Annotated in this window: 13 protein-coding genes and 2 pseudogenes; 8 read left to right on the forward strand and 7 right to left on the reverse strand. The window is 72.3% G+C overall.

The window, feature by feature from the left end; translation table 11 throughout:
* Positions 1 to 292 (reverse strand): annotated as a pseudogene (locus UWG_RS29525) (alpha-ketoacid dehydrogenase subunit beta); the annotation flags it as partial.
* On the reverse strand, positions 289 to 1467 hold the full coding sequence (locus UWG_RS0105745; protein ID WP_016906247.1) for a thiamine pyrophosphate-dependent enzyme: 1179 nt from the start codon (positions 1465 to 1467) through the stop codon (positions 289 to 291). The gene UWG_RS0105745 and the pseudogene UWG_RS29525, both read right to left, overlap by 4 nt.
* A 356-nt stretch (positions 1468 to 1823) precedes the next feature.
* On the opposite strand from UWG_RS0105745, the gene UWG_RS0105750 reads away from it, so the two are divergent.
* Positions 1824 to 2336: an Lrp/AsnC family transcriptional regulator gene (locus UWG_RS0105750; RefSeq protein WP_420235613.1), complete on the forward strand. Its 513-nt coding sequence runs from the start codon at positions 1824 to 1826 to the stop codon at positions 2334 to 2336.
* 9 nt (positions 2337 to 2345) lie between these two features.
* Here the strand turns inward: UWG_RS0105750 and UWG_RS0105755 are convergent, their stop codons facing one another.
* Positions 2346 to 2963, reverse strand: coding sequence for a TetR/AcrR family transcriptional regulator (locus UWG_RS0105755; protein ID WP_016906249.1), 618 nt, complete (start codon positions 2961 to 2963; stop codon positions 2346 to 2348).
* Between the two features lie 151 nt (positions 2964 to 3114).
* The gene (locus UWG_RS0105760; RefSeq protein ID WP_016906250.1) at positions 3115 to 4764 is read right to left on the reverse strand and encodes a protein kinase domain-containing protein; all 1650 of its coding nucleotides are present in this window, start codon (positions 4762 to 4764) and stop codon (positions 3115 to 3117) included.
* A gap of 416 nt (positions 4765 to 5180) precedes the next feature.
* Here UWG_RS0105760 and UWG_RS0105765 point away from each other — a divergent pair, with 416 nt between their 5' ends.
* Together UWG_RS0105765 and UWG_RS0105770 are read left to right on the forward strand one after the other, a co-directional pair.
* Positions 5181 to 6755, forward strand: a complete 1575-nt coding sequence (locus tag UWG_RS0105765) for a protein kinase domain-containing protein (RefSeq protein WP_016906251.1) — start codon at positions 5181 to 5183, stop codon at positions 6753 to 6755.
* A 145-nt stretch (positions 6756 to 6900) separates the two neighbouring features.
* A complete protein-coding gene (locus UWG_RS0105770; protein ID WP_016906252.1) occupies positions 6901 to 8103 on the forward strand; it encodes a phosphotransferase in 1203 nt (400 codons plus the stop codon).
* A 5-nt stretch (positions 8104 to 8108) separates the two neighbouring features.
* Here the strand turns inward: UWG_RS0105770 and UWG_RS0105775 are convergent, their stop codons facing one another.
* On the reverse strand, positions 8109 to 8774 hold the full coding sequence (locus UWG_RS0105775) for a response regulator (RefSeq protein WP_029391199.1): 666 nt from the start codon (positions 8772 to 8774) through the stop codon (positions 8109 to 8111).
* Between the two features lie 393 nt (positions 8775 to 9167).
* On the opposite strand from UWG_RS0105775, the gene pdhA reads away from it, so the two are divergent.
* The 3 genes from pdhA to UWG_RS0105790 are packed head-to-tail and all read left to right on the forward strand — an operon-like array spanning position 9168 to position 12936.
* Positions 9168 to 10496 carry a pyruvate dehydrogenase (acetyl-transferring) E1 component subunit alpha gene (gene pdhA, locus UWG_RS0105780; protein WP_016906254.1) on the forward strand — a complete coding sequence of 443 codons (1329 nt, stop codon included), beginning with the start codon at positions 9168 to 9170 and terminating at the stop codon, positions 10494 to 10496.
* A complete protein-coding gene (locus UWG_RS0105785) occupies positions 10496 to 11494 on the forward strand; it encodes an alpha-ketoacid dehydrogenase subunit beta (protein WP_016906255.1) in 999 nt (332 codons plus the stop codon). Before pdhA ends, UWG_RS0105785 begins: the two co-directional genes overlap by 1 nt.
* Before the next feature lie 20 nt (positions 11495 to 11514).
* A complete protein-coding gene (locus tag UWG_RS0105790) occupies positions 11515 to 12936 on the forward strand; it encodes a dihydrolipoamide acetyltransferase family protein (RefSeq protein WP_029391200.1) in 1422 nt (473 codons plus the stop codon).
* A gap of 72 nt (positions 12937 to 13008) precedes the next feature.
* On the opposite strand, the pseudogene UWG_RS0105795 reads toward UWG_RS0105790, so the two are convergent.
* Positions 13009 to 14241: pseudogene (locus UWG_RS0105795) on the reverse strand (IS30 family transposase); the annotation flags it as partial.
* A 317-nt stretch (positions 14242 to 14558) separates the two neighbouring features.
* On the opposite strand from UWG_RS0105795, the gene UWG_RS0105800 reads away from it, so the two are divergent.
* Both UWG_RS0105800 and UWG_RS0105805 read left to right on the forward strand, forming a co-directional pair.
* Positions 14559 to 15218, forward strand: coding sequence for a GntR family transcriptional regulator (locus tag UWG_RS0105800; protein ID WP_016906258.1), 660 nt, complete (start codon positions 14559 to 14561; stop codon positions 15216 to 15218).
* Entirely contained in the window at positions 15218 to 16690 is a 1473-nt protein-coding gene (locus tag UWG_RS0105805; protein WP_016906259.1) for an MFS transporter, read from the forward strand. Before UWG_RS0105800 ends, UWG_RS0105805 begins: the two co-directional genes overlap by 1 nt.
* An 82-nt stretch (positions 16691 to 16772) precedes the next feature.
* Here UWG_RS0105805 and UWG_RS0105810 read toward each other — a convergent pair whose 3' ends face one another.
* On the reverse strand, positions 16773 to 17603 hold the full coding sequence (locus UWG_RS0105810) for a maleylpyruvate isomerase family mycothiol-dependent enzyme (RefSeq protein WP_016906260.1): 831 nt from the start codon (positions 17601 to 17603) through the stop codon (positions 16773 to 16775).
* Positions 17604 to 17782 lie beyond the last annotated feature (179 nt).

The raw sequence follows: 17782 nt of genomic DNA on the forward strand, positions 1-17782 counted from the left end.
GGTAGGCGAACGCGTCGAACTGCATCTCGACGACGGGGCGCAGCCCGTACATCGCCATCCCGATGGCGGCGCCGAGGATGCCGGCCTCGGCGAGCGGGGTGTCGGTGCACCGCTCGTCGCCGAACTCGGCGGCGAGCCCGTCGGTGATGCGGAAGACGCCGCCGAGGGTGCCGACGTCCTCGCCGAGCACGTGGACGGCCGGGTCCTCGGCGAGCGCGTCGCGCAGGGCGCGGTTGAGGGCGCGGCCGAGCGGGGTGGGCGGTGCGGTCTGCTGCGGGAGCGTCGCGGTCATCGGGGCCCTCCCTCGGCGGCCGCGGCGAGCTCCTCCTGCAACTGCGCCTGCTGCTGCTCGAGTTGCTGGGTGGGGCGGGCGTAGACGTGCGCGAAGAGGTCGGCCGGGTCGAGGGACGGTTCGGTGCGCATCCTGCCGCGCAGGTCGCTCGCGAACTCCTCGGCGGCGGCGCTGACCTGTGCCGCGTGCGCCTCGGTGAGCAGGCCGCGCGCCGTCAACTCGCGCTCCACGAGGGCGATCGGGTCGTGCGCACGCCAGGCGGCGACCTCGTCGTCCGCGCGGTAGCGGGTGGCGTCGTCGGCGTTGGTGTGGGCTTCCAGGCGGTAGGTGAGCGCCTCGACGAGGACGGGGCCGCCGCCCGAGCGGGCCCGGTCGAGCGCCGCGGAGAGGACCCGCCGCACCGCCGCCGCGTCGTTGCCGTCGACGAGGACGCCCGGGAGGCCGTAGCCGACGCCCTTGTGCGCGAGGCTCGGTGCCGCCGTCTGCTTGGCGAGCGGGACCGAGATGGCGAAGCCGTTGTTCTGGACGAGGAAGACGACGGGCGCCTGCCAGACGGCGGCGAAGTTGAGCGCCTCGTGGAAGTCGCCCTCGCTGGTGCCGCCGTCCCCGACGAGCGCGAGCACGGCGAGCTCGTCACCGGCGAGGCGCGCGGCGTGCGCGAGGCCGACGGCGTGCGGGAGTTGGGTGGCGAGCGGTGTCGAGAGCGGTGCGACGCGGGTGGCGCGCGAGTCGTAGCCGCTGTGCCAGTCGCCGCGGAGGAGGGAGAGTACCTCGACGGGGTCGACGCCGCGCGCGACGGCGGCGAGCGAGTCGCGGTAGCTGGGGAAGAGCCAGTCGTCCTCGGCGAGCGCGAGGGCCGCCGCGACCTGGCACGCCTCCTGGCCCGTCGAGGAGGGGTAGACGGCGAGGCTGCCCTGCTTCGTGAGCGCCGTCGCCTGCTCGTTGTAGCGGCGGCCCTTGGCGAGGTGCCCGTGGAGCGCGAGGAGTTCGGCGTCGTCGGGGGGTGCCGCGTCGCCGAGGAGGGCGGGGGGTGCGGGGAGCGGTTCGCTGCCGAGGACGCGGTAGGGGGTGTCCTGCGGGAGCAGCGAGGCGGCGTCGCCCGCGGGGCGCCATGCGGGAGGCGGGGCCGGGTGCGGACTCGATTGCTGTGCGCCTGAGCGGTCGAGGACCGTCATGGCACCTCCTCCTCCGGGTTGCTCCCCGGGCCGGGCCGCGGCCCGGGAACGGCGGGTGGGTCTGCGGGAGTTGGACGGGCGTCGGAGCGCCGCGAACGCGGTGCGTGACGAAAGGGCGGGGCCGTCGGTGGGGCGGGGTTTCGCGCCGGGGCGGCTGCCGGGTGGATTGATGCGGGACGGCGGGGCAGGTGCAGTGGAGGCGGAGCGGTTCCCGTCCGGTCGCGGGCGGGACGTTCTCCGTACCGATTGTTCGATCGACGGCGCAGTTTGGCCATGGCTCGCACCCGCATGTGGACAAGCGGCAGTCGGAGACGTCTGATGAGGGCAGAGCGTCCATACAGGGGAGGACAGGGGGCATGAGGGATGAACAGATGGCCAGGGGCAAGGCGGAGGGTCATCCCGATGTCGATCAACGGCCGGCGCCCAGAGCACTCGACGCCGTCGACCGCGACATCCTCCGGCTCCTCCGCGCCGACGGAAGGGCCTCGATACGCTCCGTAGCCGAGAGGGTCCACGTCTCCCGGGCCAATGCCTACGCGCGGATCAACCGCCTCATCGCGGACGGCGTGATCCGCGGCTTCGGCGCCCGGATCGACAACGAGCGGGCGGGGCAGGCGGCGTCCGCCTACATCACGCTGCGGATCGTCCAGGACTCCTGGCGCAGCGTACGGGAGCGGCTGCGGGAGCTGCCGGGCGCCGCGCACATGGCGCTCGTCGGCGGGGACTGCGACGTTCTGCTCCTCGTGCACGCACAGGACAACCGTGCGCTGCGGGACCTCGTCCTCACCCGTATCCAGGCGATACCCGAGGTGTTGAGCACGCGGACGCTGCTGGTCTTCGAGGAGAGCGAGCTGGAGTCGGGGCTGTGAAGGGCGCGGTCAGGTGGTGCGCAGGCCGGCGAACGCGGTGCGCACCACCGCGTCGGCGATCTCGTCGCTCGTCGCCTCCGCGCCCTCGCCCGCGCCGCGTTCGGGGCGGTACCACTCGACGATCGAGTTGATCATGCCGAAGAGGAGGCGGGTCGCGAGCCTCGGCTCCACGTCGGTGCGCAGGTCGCCCTCGTTCGCCGCCTCCTTGAGGAGGTCGGCCAGGCGCTGGTCGAAGTCGCGGCGGCGGGACATCGCCCAGCGCTCGGTGTCCGTGTTGCCCCGGACACGCAACAGCAGCGTGACGTAGGGAAGTTCGACGGTGAGTACCTCGACGGTGCGCCTCGTGACGTGCTCCAGCCGGTCGATCGCGCGGCCCTCGCGTGCCTCCGGCTCCTCGAGGACGCCGAAGATCCCGTCGAGGGCGCGGCTTATCGCCCGCCGCAGCAGGTCCTCCTTGCCGGGGACGTGGTGGTAGATCGACGACTTGGAGATGCCGGCCGCCTTGGCGAGGTGCTCCATCGAAGTGCCGTCGTAACCGCGTTCGTTGAAGACGCGGGCCGCGACGGTGAGGAGGGAGTCCGCCGTGTACGTGTCGCGCCGCGCTGGGGCGGGCTCGGCTTCACTCATACGCGTTCGGCACCTCCGGGGCGCGCACGCCGGGAGCGCACGCGGGGCGGGTCGCTCGGCTCGGGGTTCGGGCCGACCGATCATTCGGTGGCAGTATCCACCACGGGCCCCGCCGGACGCACACCCGCCGGTGTTGACGGGCGCGGGCCCGTCAGCCCGGACGTCCCGTGGAGACGGTGAGGTCGATGCGGTCCTTCGAGGGGTCGAACTCCTCGATCTGGTCGGGGCTCTGCTCCAGGACCGTGTCCTTGCCCCAGACGTTCTCGTCCTCGGTGCTGACCTCGCCGAGCTTCCAACCGGCCTTGCGGAGGCAGGACTTGACCGAGGAGAGGTCCTTCATCGTCAGGTCGGGGATGAGGACCTTGTTCTTGTCGCTGTAGCTGTCGGTGGCGTCCGTGCACTTGGTCGCGTCGATGGTGCGCGACTTGTCCGGGCCCTTGAACCGCTCGTCGGGGTCGGCCGGTTCGGCGTCGCCCGAGTCGTCCGAGTCCTTCGAGGCGCCGCCGCCCGAGTCGGTCGAGCCGCCGCCCGGCTCTGCGGGCTTCGCCGGCGGCGCGGGCCGTTCTCCCACGTCGTCGGTGCCGTCGAGGAGGCCGAGGACGAGGCCGCTGACCATGAGCGCCACCACACCCACCGTCGCGCCCACGATGAGCCCGGTGCGCTTCTTCTTCGGCGGCGGCCCCGGCGGGTGCATCGCGTACGGCGGCGGGGTGCCGGCACCGGGCTGCCCGTACGGAGGGGACGGGTACCCGGGCTGCTGCATCTCGGCCGGGCCGAAGCCGGGCGGGGTGCCGAACTGCTGCGGTGGCGGCGGGGTGCCCGCGTCGTTCACCGGCGGGAAGACGGACTGCCCGACGCCCGCGCCGCTGTTGGCCGGCGGACCCGCGCTGATGATGAGCGGGGCCGCGCCGCCTGCCGTGCCCGCGCCGACCCTCGCGCACTCCTCGTGCATCGACTCGGCGGACGGGAAGCGCTCGTTGGGGTTCTTCCGCAGAGTGCGCGCGACGAGCGCGTCGGCCGCCGGCGGAACCGTCTGGTTGATCGAGGAGGGCGCCACCGGCTCCTCCTGGACGTGCGCGTACGCGATCGCCAGCGGCGAGTCGGCGTCGAACGGGAGGCGGCCCGTGAGCAGTTCGAAGAGCATGATGCCGACCGAGTAGAGGTCGGAGCGCGCGTCCACCCCGCGCCCGAGCGCCTGCTCGGGCGAGAGGTACTGCGGGGTGCCGACGACCATGCCCGTCTGCGTCATCGACGTGACGCCCGACTGCATCGCACGGGCGATACCGAAGTCCATGACCTTGACCACACCGCGCCGGGTGATCATCACGTTCCCCGGCTTGATGTCCCGGTGGACGAGGCCCATCTCGTGGCTGACCTCCAGCGCGGAGAGGACGTCGCCGGTGATCTTCAGCGCCTTGTCGGCCGGCATCGCGCCGTGCTGCCCGATGTCCTCGTCGAGCACCGTGCGCAGGGGCTTGCCCTCGACGTACTCCATGACGATGTACGGGACCATCGCGCCGTCGATCTCGTCCTCGCCCGAGTCGAAGACGGAGACGATGTTGGCGTGGGTGAGCCGTGCGACGGACTGCGCCTCCCGCCGGAACCGCTCGCGGAACGACTGCTCCCTGCCGAGCTCCGTGTGGAGGGTCTTCACCGCCACCTGGCGGTCGAGGACCGAGTCGTGCGCGAGGTAGACGGAGGCCATGCCGCCGGCGCCGAGCAGCGACTGGAGGGTGAACCTCCCCCCGCCCACGCTGCGGCCGAGGTACTGGCCGGCCCCCTGTCCGCCGTCGTCGCTCATGTGACTGCTTCCCCCTCGGCGGCGCTGCCCCCGCGCAGGTATCTGTCGGGTGTCCGGGGACGCCCGAGTGATCCGGTAACCGTGATACGCGCCCAAGTCTGCCCCAGGGCATCGCTACGTCAAGTTCGTTGCCCGTTCCGTAACCGGATGCGCAGCCTGTGACGGGGCCTTCGTCACTGGGCGTAGAAGGGGCGGTGTACCCCCGTAGCCCCCTCGTCAGCGAACTTGCCAGCCGGGTGCCGCAGCCGATTTGATGGCTGCTCCGTCCCTGTCCGCACACCCCCCGCTTGGCTGTAACCTCCGTAGTCGCGGGGAGTGCAGACGAGAGCGCTGAGGACAGCGGCGGCACCAGCAGCGGAGCAGGCGAGGCGCCCGGCGTACCGCCCCCGCTGACCCGATAGCGACGGCGAGGACTGATGGCACAGACGCAGGGCGCCGGGCCCCCCGGGGACTCCGGCGCGACGGGCGGCTCCATGCCCGATTCGCCTGAGCTCTGGGGCAACAACGGCCTCGTCGGGGACGGCCGCTACCGGCTGGTCCGCCGGCTCGGGCGCGGCGGCATGGCCGAGGTGTTCGGTGCCGAGGACCTGCGCCTGGGACGCACGGTCGCGGTGAAGCTGCTCCGCTCCGACCTCGCGGAAGACCCGGTCTCCAAGGCGCGGTTCACGCGCGAGGCGCAGTCCGTCGCCGGGCTCAACCACCACGCCGTCGTCGCCGTCTACGACTCGGGCGAGGAGACGATCGGCGGCAACGTCACGCCGTACATCGTGATGGAGCTCGTCGAGGGCAGCACCATCCGCGACCTGCTGCTGAGCGCCGAGGCGCCGCCGGCGGACCAGGCGCTGATCATCGTCTCCGGGGTGCTGGAAGCGCTCGCCTACAGCCACCAGCACGGCATCGTCCACCGGGACATCAAGCCGGCGAACGTGATCATCACGCAGCAGGGCGCCGTGAAGGTGATGGACTTCGGCATCGCCCGGGCCCTGCACGGCGCCTCCAGCACCATGACCCAGACGGGCATGGTGATGGGCACCCCGCAGTACCTCTCCCCCGAGCAGGCGCTCGGCAAGACGGTCGACACCCGCTCCGACCTCTACGCCACCGGCTGCCTCCTCTACGAACTCCTCACCATGCGCCCGCCGTTCACAGGCGAGACGCCGCTCTCCGTCGTCTACCAGCACGTCCAGGACGACCCGCAGCTCCCCTCCGAGGTCTCGGACGCCGTGCCGCCCGAGCTGGACGGCCTGGTGATGCGCGCCCTCGCCAAGGAGCCGGACGACCGGTTCCAGACGGCCGAGGAGATGCGCGCCCTCACCCAGTACGCGCTCCAGATGCTCCACGAGCACGGCAGCCACACCGGCGGCGTCTGGAACACGGGCCCCGCGGGCGACAGCGCGGGGACCCCGCCGATGGGCGTCCCCGCGCCGCACCCGGCGCAGGGCGAGACCTCGCAGATGGGCGCCCCCCTCCTCGATCGCCCCGACCGCGACGACGGCGGCTTCGAGGGCGGCGCACGCCCCGGCGGCAAGGGCCGCGGCTCCGGCGTCAAGTACGCGCTCTTCGCGTTCGTCGCCGTGATCGCCGTCGCGGGCGTGCTCTTCTTCGCCTTCCCGCCCAGCGGCGACGACGACTCCAAGGACCCGAAGCCGACCCCTTCGAGCTCCGAGCCGAAGGACAAGGAGACCAGCGGGGAGCCGACTCCGACCCCCACGGAGACGGAGGAGGAGCAGCCCCCGCCGGACGACACCTGGGTCCCGCCCGACACCCCCACCGAGACCTGGCCGTCGGAGCAGCCCACCCAGCCGACCGAGGAGCCGTCGGAGCCCACGACGGACCCCGGGAGCAGCAGCGGCAACGGGGGCGGCAACGACGGCGGCGGCGACGGCGGCAACCCGCCGCCCGAGACCGACGACCCGCCGCCGACCGACGGCGGCGACGAGAGCGGCGGCGAGGAGAACCCCGAGGGGGGCGAGCAGCAGGGCGGCAACTGACCGCGGGCGCAAGCCGCTTGACAGCAACCGGAGCCGGTCCTTCCCGCAGGGCCGGCTCCGTCGCGTGTGCGTCGCTCCCTCCGGGGGCGCAGGTCGCCGTCTGTGCGCCCCTGAGTTGCCTCGTGTGTGACGTGTGTGACCTACGATGCGGCGCGTGCCGACCACTGAGCCCGAACTCGCCCCGCACACCGTCACCGAACTGCTGCGGCGGTACGGCGCGGGGGAGCCGCTCGACTGCGAGCGCGTGACGCACGGACTCCTCAACCGCGGCTACCGCGTGGAGACCACGGGCGGCCGCTACTTCCTCAAGCAGCACCTCGCCGCGGGCGGCCCCCCGCGCGCACGCAGCACCGCGGTCGCGGAGCGCGCGGGCTCGATCGAGGAACGCCACCGCGCGGCGGCGCGGCTCGGCGCGCTCGGCCTGCCCGTCGTCCCGGTCTGCGCCGACGCCGAGGGCCGCACCGTCCTCGCGCTCGGCGACCACTGCTACGCGCTCCACCCGTGGCTCGAAGGCCGCCACCGCTTCGGCACCGACCTCTCGCCCGCGCAGTGCCGCCGCCTCGGCGCCCTCCTCGGGCAGGTCCACCTCTGCCTCGCCGAGGTGCTCCCAGAACCGGCGACCGGCGCGGGGGCAAGGGGCGTGGGCCGCCGCGCCCGCGTCCCCGGCACACCCGCGCCCGCGGCGCCGGCGGACCCCGAGGAGACGGAGGCGCGCATCGCGGAGCTGCTCGCGCGCGCCCGGCGCAGCTCGCCGCGCGACAGCTTCGACGAGCTCGCCGAGCACCGCCTGCGGGAGCGCCGCCGCCTGCTGCGCCGCTACGCGGCCTGCCGTCCCGCGGACGCCGCCGCCGAGGCGGGCTGGGTGCACGGCGACTTCCACCCGCTCAACCTCCTCTACCCGCCGGAGAGTTCACCGCTCCCCGTCCGCGCGAGGAGGGCGTACGCGGGCGCACAGCGCACCGAGGAGCCGGGCCCGCTGGCGATCCTCGACTGGGACCGGATCGGCCTCGAACCCCCGGCCGACGAAGCCGTACGCGGCGCGCTGCTCTTCTTCCTGCGCGCCGACGGCACCCTCGACCTGCCCCGCGTCCGCGCGTACGCGGACGGGTACCGGCGTGCGTCCGGCGCCTCAGCGCGGGGGCTCGCCGCTGCGGTGCACCGGGTGTGGTGGGAGCGGCTCAACGACTTCTGGATGCTCCGCTGGCGGTACGAGCTCCACGACCCGCGCGCCGACCCGCAGTTCCCCGCCGCTTCCGCGCTCGTCGTCTGGTGGACGAGCCGGTACGAGGAGGTCGGGGCCGCGTTCTGCGGGAGCGGTGCGGGCCGACTCCCGCCGGAGGGCGTGTAGTCGGCTCACCGCTCCCGCTCGGCGCGCCTCCGGGCGACCCAGGCGGCGGCTTGGGAGCGGCGCTCCATGCCGAGCTTGGCGAGGAGCCCCGAGACGTAGTTCTTGATCGTCTTCTCGGCGAGGTGGAGCCGCTCGCCGATGGCCCGGTTGGTGAGCCCCTCGCCGATCAGGTCGAGGATGCGCTGCTCCTGCTCGGTGAGCGGCTCCGGCCGGGCGTCTCCGGCCGCGGGCCGACCGCCGTCGCGCAGCCGCCTCAGGACGCGGTGGGTCGCCTCCGGGTCGAGGAGGGAGCGGCCGGCCGCCACGTCGCGGACGGCGGTGAGGAGTTCGGTGCCGCGGATCTCCTTGAGGACGTACCCGGAGGCGCCGGCCATGATCGAGTCGAAGAGCGCCTCGTCGTCGGAGTACGAGGTGAGCATGAGGCAGCGGACGTGCGCGTCCCGCGAGCGGACCTCGCGGCAGACCTCGACGCCGTTGCCGTCCGGGAGGCGGACGTCGAGGACGGCGACGTCGGGGCGCACGGCCGGGATGCGCGCGAGCGCCTCGGCCGCCGTGCCCGCCTCGCCCACGACCTCCAGGTCCTCTTCCACGACGAGCATGTCGTGGAGGCCGCGGCGGACCACTTCATGATCGTCAAGAAGGAACACCCTGATTTGTCCTGTTTCGGGCACGGAGTCAGTCTCACATACTGATCCGCTCCTCACCCTTCCGTCGTTCGGCGGCCCGGGTTAACGTGCGAGTGTCCGCGGCTTGCGAGGCCGTGACCAGTGAAGTCCCTGCTCTGCGGCGACCGAGCCGGGTTCCGGCGAATAGTTGGATATCCGAGCAAAGTTGCAGGTCAGTCAGGTGTCATGCCTCTATGGAGTCATTGCCATGGCTGGGGCGTGCACCGACCGGAGCCGGGGCGACGGGCCGCGACCGGGACAGCAGTCACCGCTCGAATCCGTCTGCGCGCACCCCACCCCCGTGCGCCGCGCGGGAACGGGCGAGCCTCCCCCCGCCACCGGGCGGGGGAGCCCAAGGCGTCCGGTGACCCCGGAGGCCGGACAGGAAGAGGAGCACACGTGACCGTGGAGAGCACTGCCGCGCGCGAAGAGGCGCGCCGCAGCGGAACCGGAGGCAAGCGCGCCGCCGCTTCCGGCGAGCCGAGCACGTCCCGCAGCGCTTCGCCGGGAGGCGGCAAGGGACGCGCAGCGCAGGGCGCAGGCAACAAGCAGGGCGCAGCCAAGAAGAAGCCCGCGGCCAAGAAGGCCCCCGCGAAGTCGGGGAAGCAGGCGAAGGGTTCGGCGGCGCAGCCGGGCGGCGACGACTTCGTCCAGTTGCTCACCCCCGAGGGCGAGCGCGTCCACCACCCTTCGTACGACGTCGACCTCAGCGACGAGGAACTCCGCGGCCTCTACCGCGACATGGTCCTCACCCGCCGCTTCGACGCCGAGGCCACGTCGCTCCAGCGGCAGGGCGAACTCGGCCTCTGGGCCTCGCTCCTCGGCCAGGAGGCCGCGCAGATCGGCTCGGGGCGCGCGCTCCGCACGGACGACTACGTCTTCCCCACCTACCGCGAGCACGGCGTCGCCTGGTGCCGAGACGTCGACCCGACGCTCCTCCTCGGCATGTTCCGCGGCGTCAACAACGGCGGTTGGGACCCGAACACCAACAACTTCCACCTGTACACGATCGTCATCGGTTCCCAGGTGCTCCATGCGACGGGCTACGCCATGGGCGTCGCCAAGGACGGCGCGGACTCGGCCGTGGTCGCGTACTTCGGCGACGGCGCCTCCAGCCAGGGCGACGTCGCGGAGGCGTTCACCTTCGCCTCCGTCTACAACGCGCCGGTCGTCTTCTTCTGCCAGAACAACCAGTGGGCGATCTCGGAACCGACCGACCGGCAGACGCGGGTGCCGATCTACCGCAGGGCCGACGGCTTCGGCTTCCCCGGCGTCCGCGTCGACGGCAACGACGTCCTCGCCTGCCTCGCCGTCACCAAGGCGGCGGTCGAGCGGGCGCGCACGGGCGAAGGGCCCATGCTGATCGAGGCCTTCACCTACCGCATGGGCGCGCACACCACCTCGGACGACCCCACGCGCTACCGCACGGACGAGGAGCACGCCTCCTGGGAGGCGAAGGACCCGATCGCGCGCCTCCGCGGCTACCTGGAGCGCGAAGGCCGCGCCGACGAGGCGTACTTCGCCGCCGTCGAGGAGGAGAGCGAGGCGATGGGCAAGCACGTGCGCGAGGCGATCCGCACCATGCCCGACCCGGACACCATGGCCATCTTCGAGAACGTCTACGCCGACGGGCACGCCCTCGTCGACGAGGAGCGCGCCCAGTTCGCGCGCTATCTCTCCTCGTTCGCCGACGCACCGGCCGCCGGGTCCACGCAGGGAGGCCACTGATGGCTGCCACCACCGCACCGGCGGCGCGCAAGCTGCCGATCGCGAAAGCGATCAACGAGTCGCTCCGTGCCGCGATGGAGGCCGACCCGAAGGTCCTCGTGATGGGCGAGGACGTCGGCAAGCTCGGCGGCGTCTTCCGGGTCACCGACGGGTTGCAGAAGGACTTCGGCGAGGAGCGGGTGATCGACACCCCGCTCGCCGAGTCCGGCATCGTCGGGACGGCGATCGGTATGGCGCTGCGCGGCTACCGCCCCGTCGTGGAGATCCAGTTCGACGGCTTCGTCTTCCCCGCGTACGACCAGATCGTGACGCAGCTCGCGAAGATGCACGCGAGGGCGCTCGGCAAGGTCAAGGTCCCCGTCGTCATCCGGATCCCGTACGCGGGCGGCATCGGCGCCGTCGAGCACCACAGCGAGTCGCCCGAGGCGCTCTTCGCGCACGTCGCCGGGTTGAAGTGCGTGTCGCCCTCCAACTCGGCCGACGCGTACTGGATGCTGCGCCAGGCGATCGAGTGCGACGACCCGGTGATCTTCTTCGAGCCGAAGCGGCGGTACTGGGAGAAGGGCGAGGTCGACCCGGCCGCCATCCCGGGGCCCCTGCACCAGGCGAAGGTCGCGAAGGAGGGCACGGCGCTCACGCTCGCGGCGTACGGGCCGATGGTGAAGGTCTGCCTGGAGGCGGCGGCCGCGGCCGAGGAGGAGGGCAACTCCCTCGAGGTGGTGGACCTGCGGTCGATCTCGCCGATCGACTTCGACACCGTGCAGCGGTCGGTGGAGAAGACCCGCCGGCTGGTGACGGTGCACGAGGCACCGGTCTTCCTCGGCTCGGGGGCCGAGGTCGCCGCGCGCCTCACCGAGCGGTGCTTCTACCATCTGGAGGCCCCCGTGCTGCGGGTCGGCGGCTTCCATGCGCCGTATCCGCCCGCCCGGTTGGAGGACGAGTACCTGCCGGGTCTCGACCGGGTGCTTGATGCCGTCGACCGTGCGCTGGCGTACTGAGGACCGGGAGAGTCGCGATCATGACCGTTACTTCGACCGCTGCTGAAGCCTCCCCGCGTATCCGCGAGTTCAGGATGCCCGACGTGGGTGAGGGGCTGACCGAGGCGGAGATCCTCAGCTGGCACGTGCAGCCGGGCGACACCGTCGCCGACGGGCAGATCGTCTGCGAGGTGGAGACCGCCAAGGCGGCGGTCGAACTCCCCATCCCGTTCGACGGACAGGTCGCGGAGGTGCGGTTCGAGGAGGGCGCCACGGTCGATGTCGGCACGCCGATCATCACCGTGGACACCGACCCGTCGGCCGGGCCCGAGCCCGCCGCCGAGCCCGCCGCCGAACCGGCCCCCGAGCCCGAGGCGGAGGGCGGCGAGCGGCAGCCGGTGCTCGTCGGGTACGGCGTCTCGCAGTCGGCGACGACGCGCCGCCCGCGCAAGCCGCAGGCGAACGGCCAGGCACCCGCCGCCGAGCCGCAGCCCCAGCCCCCGGCCCCCGAACCGCAGCCGGCCCCGCCGCAGCAACAGGCGGCGGGCGAGCGCCCGTTGGCGAAGCCCCCGGTACGCAAGCTCGCCAAGGACCTCGGCGTCGACCTCGCCGCCGTCGCCCCCACCGGACCCGACGGCGTCGTCACCCGCGAGGACGTGCACGCCGCTGCCGAGACCCGGCGCACGGCGGCGGAGCCGCAACCGGAACCGGAACAGCCGCGCAGCGCGGCGCCCGAGGCGGCGCTGCCGCCGCAGCCGAGCGAGCGGGAGACCCGCGTTCCGGTACGGGGCGTGCGCAAGGCGACGGCGCAGGCGATGGTCGGCAGCGCCTTCAGCGCGCCGCACGTGACGGAGTTCGTCACCGTCGACGTCACCCGTACCGTCAAGCTGGTGCGGGAGTTGAAGGAGGACCCGGACCTCGCGGGCGTCCGCGTCAACCCGCTGCTCTTCGTCGCCAAGGCGTTCCTCCTCGCGATCCGCCGCCACCCGGAGGTCAACGCGAGCTGGGACGAGGAGCGGCAGGAGATCGTCCGCAAGCACTACGTCAACCTCGGCATCGCCGCGGCCACCCCGCGGGGGCTGCTCGTCCCCAACATCAAGGACGCGCACGCCAAGACGCTCCCCGAACTCGGCGGCGCCATCGCGGAGTTGGTCACCACGGCACGCGAGGGCAGGACGACGCCCGAGGCGATGCAGGGCGGCACGGTGACCATCACCAACGTCGGCGTCTTCGGCGTGGACACGGGGACGCCGATCCTCAACCCCGGCGAGTCCGCGATCCTCGCCTTCGGGCAGATCAAGGAACAGCCCTGGGTGCACAAGGGCAAGGTGAAGCCGCGCCACGTCACCACGCTCGCGCTCTCCTTCGACCACCGGCTCGTCGACGGTGAACTCGGCTCCCGGGTGCTCGCCGACACGGCCGCCGTACTGGAGCGTCCGAAGCGTCTGATGACCTGGAGCTGAGCACCCACCGCCCGCGGGGCCCGGTCACTCGGTCTTGGGTTCAAGGGGTCGTCGCAACACCACTTGGTTTTAGGTGGTGAGTAGGTCACGTAGACGCTCGGCTGGGGTATCCCAGTCGAGCGTCTTGCGTGGGCGGCCGTTGAGTTCCTGGGCGACGTGTTCGAGGTCTTCGGGGCTGTGGACGCCCAGGTCGGTCCCTTTCGGAAAGTACTGCCGCAGCAGCCCGTTGGTGTTCTCGTTCGAGCCGCGCTGCCAGGGCGAGGCCGGGTCGCAAAAGTAGACGGGCATGTCGGTGGCCGTGCTGAACTGCTTGTGGCGTGCCATCTCGCTGCCCTGGTCCCTGGTGAGGGAGCCACGCAGGTGGGCGGGCAGGGTCTGGATGGTGGCGACCAGGCCGTCGCGGACGGTCTCGGCGTCGTGGGCTCCGCCCGGCAGGTGGACCAGCATCGTGTAGCGGGTGGAGCGTTCGACCAGGGTGGCGATCGCGGAGCGGCCACCCGCGCCGACGATCAGATCGCCTTCCCAGTGACCGGGCACGGCCCGGTCCTCGATGCCGGCGGGACGGTCGCTGATCATCACCATGGGGTCGAGGAACCGCGGGGTGCGCCGCTGGGGGTCCCGGCGTGGTTTGCGGCGGGTCCGGCCAGAGCGGATGGCTGCCTGCACTTCCCGTTTCAGGCCGCCACGGGCCTGGAAATACAGCGCCTGGTAGACCGTCTCCACGCTCACCCGCATACTCTCGTCGTCGGGATGCTCCTTGCGTAGAGCGTGGCAGATCTGCTCTGGCGACCACCGCCGGCGAAGTTTGTCCTTCACGAAGCGGCGCAGCCGTCCCTCACGCAGCAGCCTGCGCTCCTTGGGCCGGGGTCTGCGCGCTGCCGCGGCGCGGTGGGCGGCGTAGGGCTGGTAGCCCTCGCTGTCGGAGTTCTGGTCGATCTCCCGCTTGATCGTGCTCGCCGGCCTTCCCAGGGCCCGCCCGATCGCCCGCAGTGACTGACCCGCAGCGCGAAGATCACGGATCTTCTCGCGCTCGGTGAGCGTCAGGAACCGCGGGTGAAGCTGCTTCTCCAGGGCCGTCAGGCCCACCGGTGGCGTGGTCACACCGCCCATCGTGACGGTCCCCGTGGTGTAGTCGACACGGCGGCCGTCGGCGTAAGTGCGCGTAGTGGCGGTCTTCTTGACGCCCCAGTCCCAGTCCCTGGCCGTGCGCTCGTTCACACCGACCTGTCGGGCCGCCACCCGGCGTGCGACACCGTCGGCCCGAAGCCGCTCGTACTCGTCACGCCCGGGGTGCCGGCGCGGCAGGCGCACCGAATTCCGTCCGGCCTTCCGGGCCCAGCTGAAGGCAGTGTTCCGGTTCACCCCCAGCTCACGTGCCACCACGGTCACGTTCCCCACGGCATCCAGCCGCGCCAGGAAACGCTCCCTCAACTCCGCAAGATCATCGCGCACAACGGCCACGGTCCTCGCAACTCCCACAGATCGCGGGTGTTGCGAGGACCGTTAGAACCCAAGCACCGCGTGCGGGCCCCGCGTGTGTGTCCGGGCGCCCGCGCGGACACCGGAAGTCCGCATCGCGGACGGCGCAGCCCGGGTATACGTGTTGTATCTATGATGTGCGCATGCCTTCGTCGACCCTCCGGAAACCACCCGCGGCCGAGCGGGTCTACGCGCACGTCAAACAGGCCGTCCTGGAGCGGCGCTACGAGGGCGGGGTGCTCCTCACCGAGGGCGAACTCGCCGAGGAGATCGGCGTCTCGCGCACCCCCGTGCGCGAGGGGCTGCTGCGGCTGGAGGCCGAGGGGCTGATCAAGCTCTACCCGAAGAAGGGCGCGCTCGTCCTGCCCGTCTCCGCGCAGGAGGTCGCCGACGTCGTCGAGACCCGCCTCCTCGTGGAACAGCACGCCGTGCACGCCTCGATCCCGCTCTCCGGCACCCTCGCCGAGCGCCTGGAGACGCACCTCGCCGAGCAGCGCCGCTGCGCGGACGAGGGGGACCTGCACGCCTTCGCCGTGAGCGACCGCTGCTTCCACGCCGAACTCGTCCGCACCACGGGCAACGACATCCTCGTCCGCATCTACGACCAACTCCGCGACCGCCAACTGCGCATGGGCGTCGCCATGATGCACGCGCAGCCCGAGCGGATAGCGAAGAACCTCACGGAGCACCGGGAGATCTACGAGGCGCTCACGGACGGCGACGCGGACGCCGCGGCGCAGGCGGTACACCGGCACATCAGCCGCGTCCGGCAGCTCGTCGGCGCCGGGAAGAGGGAAGCTTGATGAGCGAGGTCAGCAAGGGGTCGCGGGCGGCGCAGGGCATGGGCACGCCGGACGGCGCCAACGCGTCCGACGACGACGGGAGTTCGGGCCCGCGCGACGCGGGCACACCCCCGGGCCCCGGCGGCGCCGGCGGCAAGTCGGGGAGCGCGGGAAGCTCCGGGAGCGCGGGCGCCTTCCCCGGGCGCCTGCCGGGCGAGCCGCCCGGCGGCGCCAAGGCCGTCGCCGTGTGGGGGATCGGCGTCGCCGTCTACTTCGTCGCCGTCACCTACCGCACCAGCCTCGGCGTCGCCGGGATCGACGCCGCCGACCGCTTCGGCATCAACGCTTCGGCGCTCTCCACCTTCTCCATCCTCCAACTCCTCGTGTACGCGGGGATGCAGATACCGGTCGGCCTGCTCGTCGACCGCTGGGGCACCAAGCGCATCCTCACCCTCGGCGTGGTCCTCTTCACGCTGGGCCAGTTCGGCTTCGCCTTCTCCGACTCGTACGCCATGGCGCTCGGCTGCCGCGCCCTGCTCGGCTGCGGCGACGCGATGACCTTCATCGGCGTACTGCGCCTCGGCGCCCGGTGGTTCCCCGCGCGGCGGGGCCCGGTGGTCTCGCAGATCGCGGCGCTCATCGGGATGGCGGGGAACCTGGTGACGACGCTCGTCCTCGCGCGCGTCCTGCACCAGTTCGGGTGGACGCCGACGTTCGCGGGGAGCGCGGCAGGGGGCGTGCTGATCCTGCTCCTGGTCCTCTTCTTCCTCAAGGACCACCCGCCCGGGCACGAGCCGCCCCCGGTCCCCAAGTCGGCGCGCGGCGGCCGGCGTTACGTCGCGCGGCAGATCGCGGACACCTGGCGGGAGCCGGGGTCGCGGATCGGGATGTGGGTCCACTTCACCACGCAGTTCCCCGGGATGGTCTTCCTGCTGCTGTGGGGGCTGCCGTTCCTCGTCGAGGCGCAGGGGCTCTCGAGGGAGGCGGCGGGGATGCTGCTGACGCTCGTGGTCCTCGTCAACATGTGCGTCGGGCTCGTCTTCGGGCAGGTGATCTCGCGGCGGCACACGGCGCGGTTCCCGCTCGTCTTCGGCACCGTCGGCGTCACGGCGGCGCTCTGGGGGACGGCCGTCTACTGGCCGGGGCAGACGCCGCTGTGGGTGCTCGTCGTCCTCTGCCTTCCGCTCGGCGCCTGCGGGCCCGCCTCCATGGTCGGCTTCGACTTCTCCCGTCCGGCCAACCCGCCGGAGCGGCAGGGCACCGCCTCCGGCATCGTCAACATGGGCGGCTTCACGGCCTCCATGACGACGCTGCTCCTCATCGGCGTCCTCCTCGACCTGACGGGGGACAACTTCCGGATCGCCTTCTCCTGCGTCTTCGTCATCCAGGCGTTCGGCGTCTCGCAGATCCTCCGCCTCCGCCGGCGCACGCTGCGCCGGGAGCACGAGCGCCGGACGGCGAGCCGGGTCGAGGCGGTGCACGTGCCGGCGTGAACGCCGGGGCGCAGGGGGCGCGTTGGGGATCCGGGGCGCGGAGGCCCGCCGCCCACCGGTCGGCGGTGCGGCGGCGGGGCCGTCACGGCGTGACGGAGAAGTTTTCCAGGATCGCCCCGGCGAGCTCCGCGTCGCCCTCCGTCTTGACCTGCTCGGCGACGGCGGAGGGCCGCACCCTGCCGCACGCGAGGCGCACGTACGTCTCCCAGTCGAGCGAGAAAGTGACGAGCGGGCCCAACGAGGGGCTGCCGTCGACGGTGGCGCGGCCCTCCTTGTCGACGCGCACCGTCTGCATGAACTCGACGGGCCCGCTGACGTCGAAGACGACCGCGCTGCCCGCAGGGGCCGCCGCACGCTTGGCGACGACGACGGGGAGGCCGCGCACGAGTTCGTCCTTGGCGAGGTGCGCGCCCGGCGAGTCGAGGTTGCCCGGCTTCCCCAACGCGCGGCGGATGTCCTGCTCGTGGACCCAGACGTCGAGGACGCGGGTGAGCAGTGCCTGTTCGAGGGTGACGTCCGGCTTGCCGGGGAGGACGTTGCGCACCTCCGTGTCCGGCGCGCGCTTCTCGTCGCGGAGTTGGCGGGAGCGGCGGATGATCGTGTACTCCAGCTCGGAGGTCATCTCCGGGCCCGTGTGGTGCCGGCGGGTGTCGACCTGAATCTCCATGTGCCGGCTCAGGTCGGACTGCACGTGGTAGAGGTCGCTCGGCAGGGTGTGGATCGGCCGCGGGTCGCCGAGTAGTTCGCACTCGATGCCGATGATGTGCGAGACGACGTCGCGTACCGACCAGCCGGGGCATTCGGTCGCCCGGTTCCACTCGCCCTCGGCGAGCGGGGTGACCAGTTCGGATATGGACTCGATGGAGTGCTTCCAGGCTTCTGTGGCAGGCTCAAGACTTGGGTGGTCGGTCACGAGACCCCTCGGCGGTACGGATCGTTCGCGGTCTGGGTGCTCTCAAGTTACTGTGCGCACCGGCACCCCGGCAGTGCTTTCGGCCCACGATGCCAGGCGCGGTCCCGGGGCGTCCCCGGGTGCCTGTCTCTTCGGCGGTCGGTAGCTGTCCGCCGCATTATCCCTCACTCGTACGAGTG

The sequence above is a fragment of the Streptomyces xiaopingdaonensis genome (assembly GCF_000262345.1).
GTDB classification, from domain to species: domain Bacteria; phylum Actinomycetota; class Actinomycetes; order Streptomycetales; family Streptomycetaceae; genus Streptomyces; species Streptomyces xiaopingdaonensis.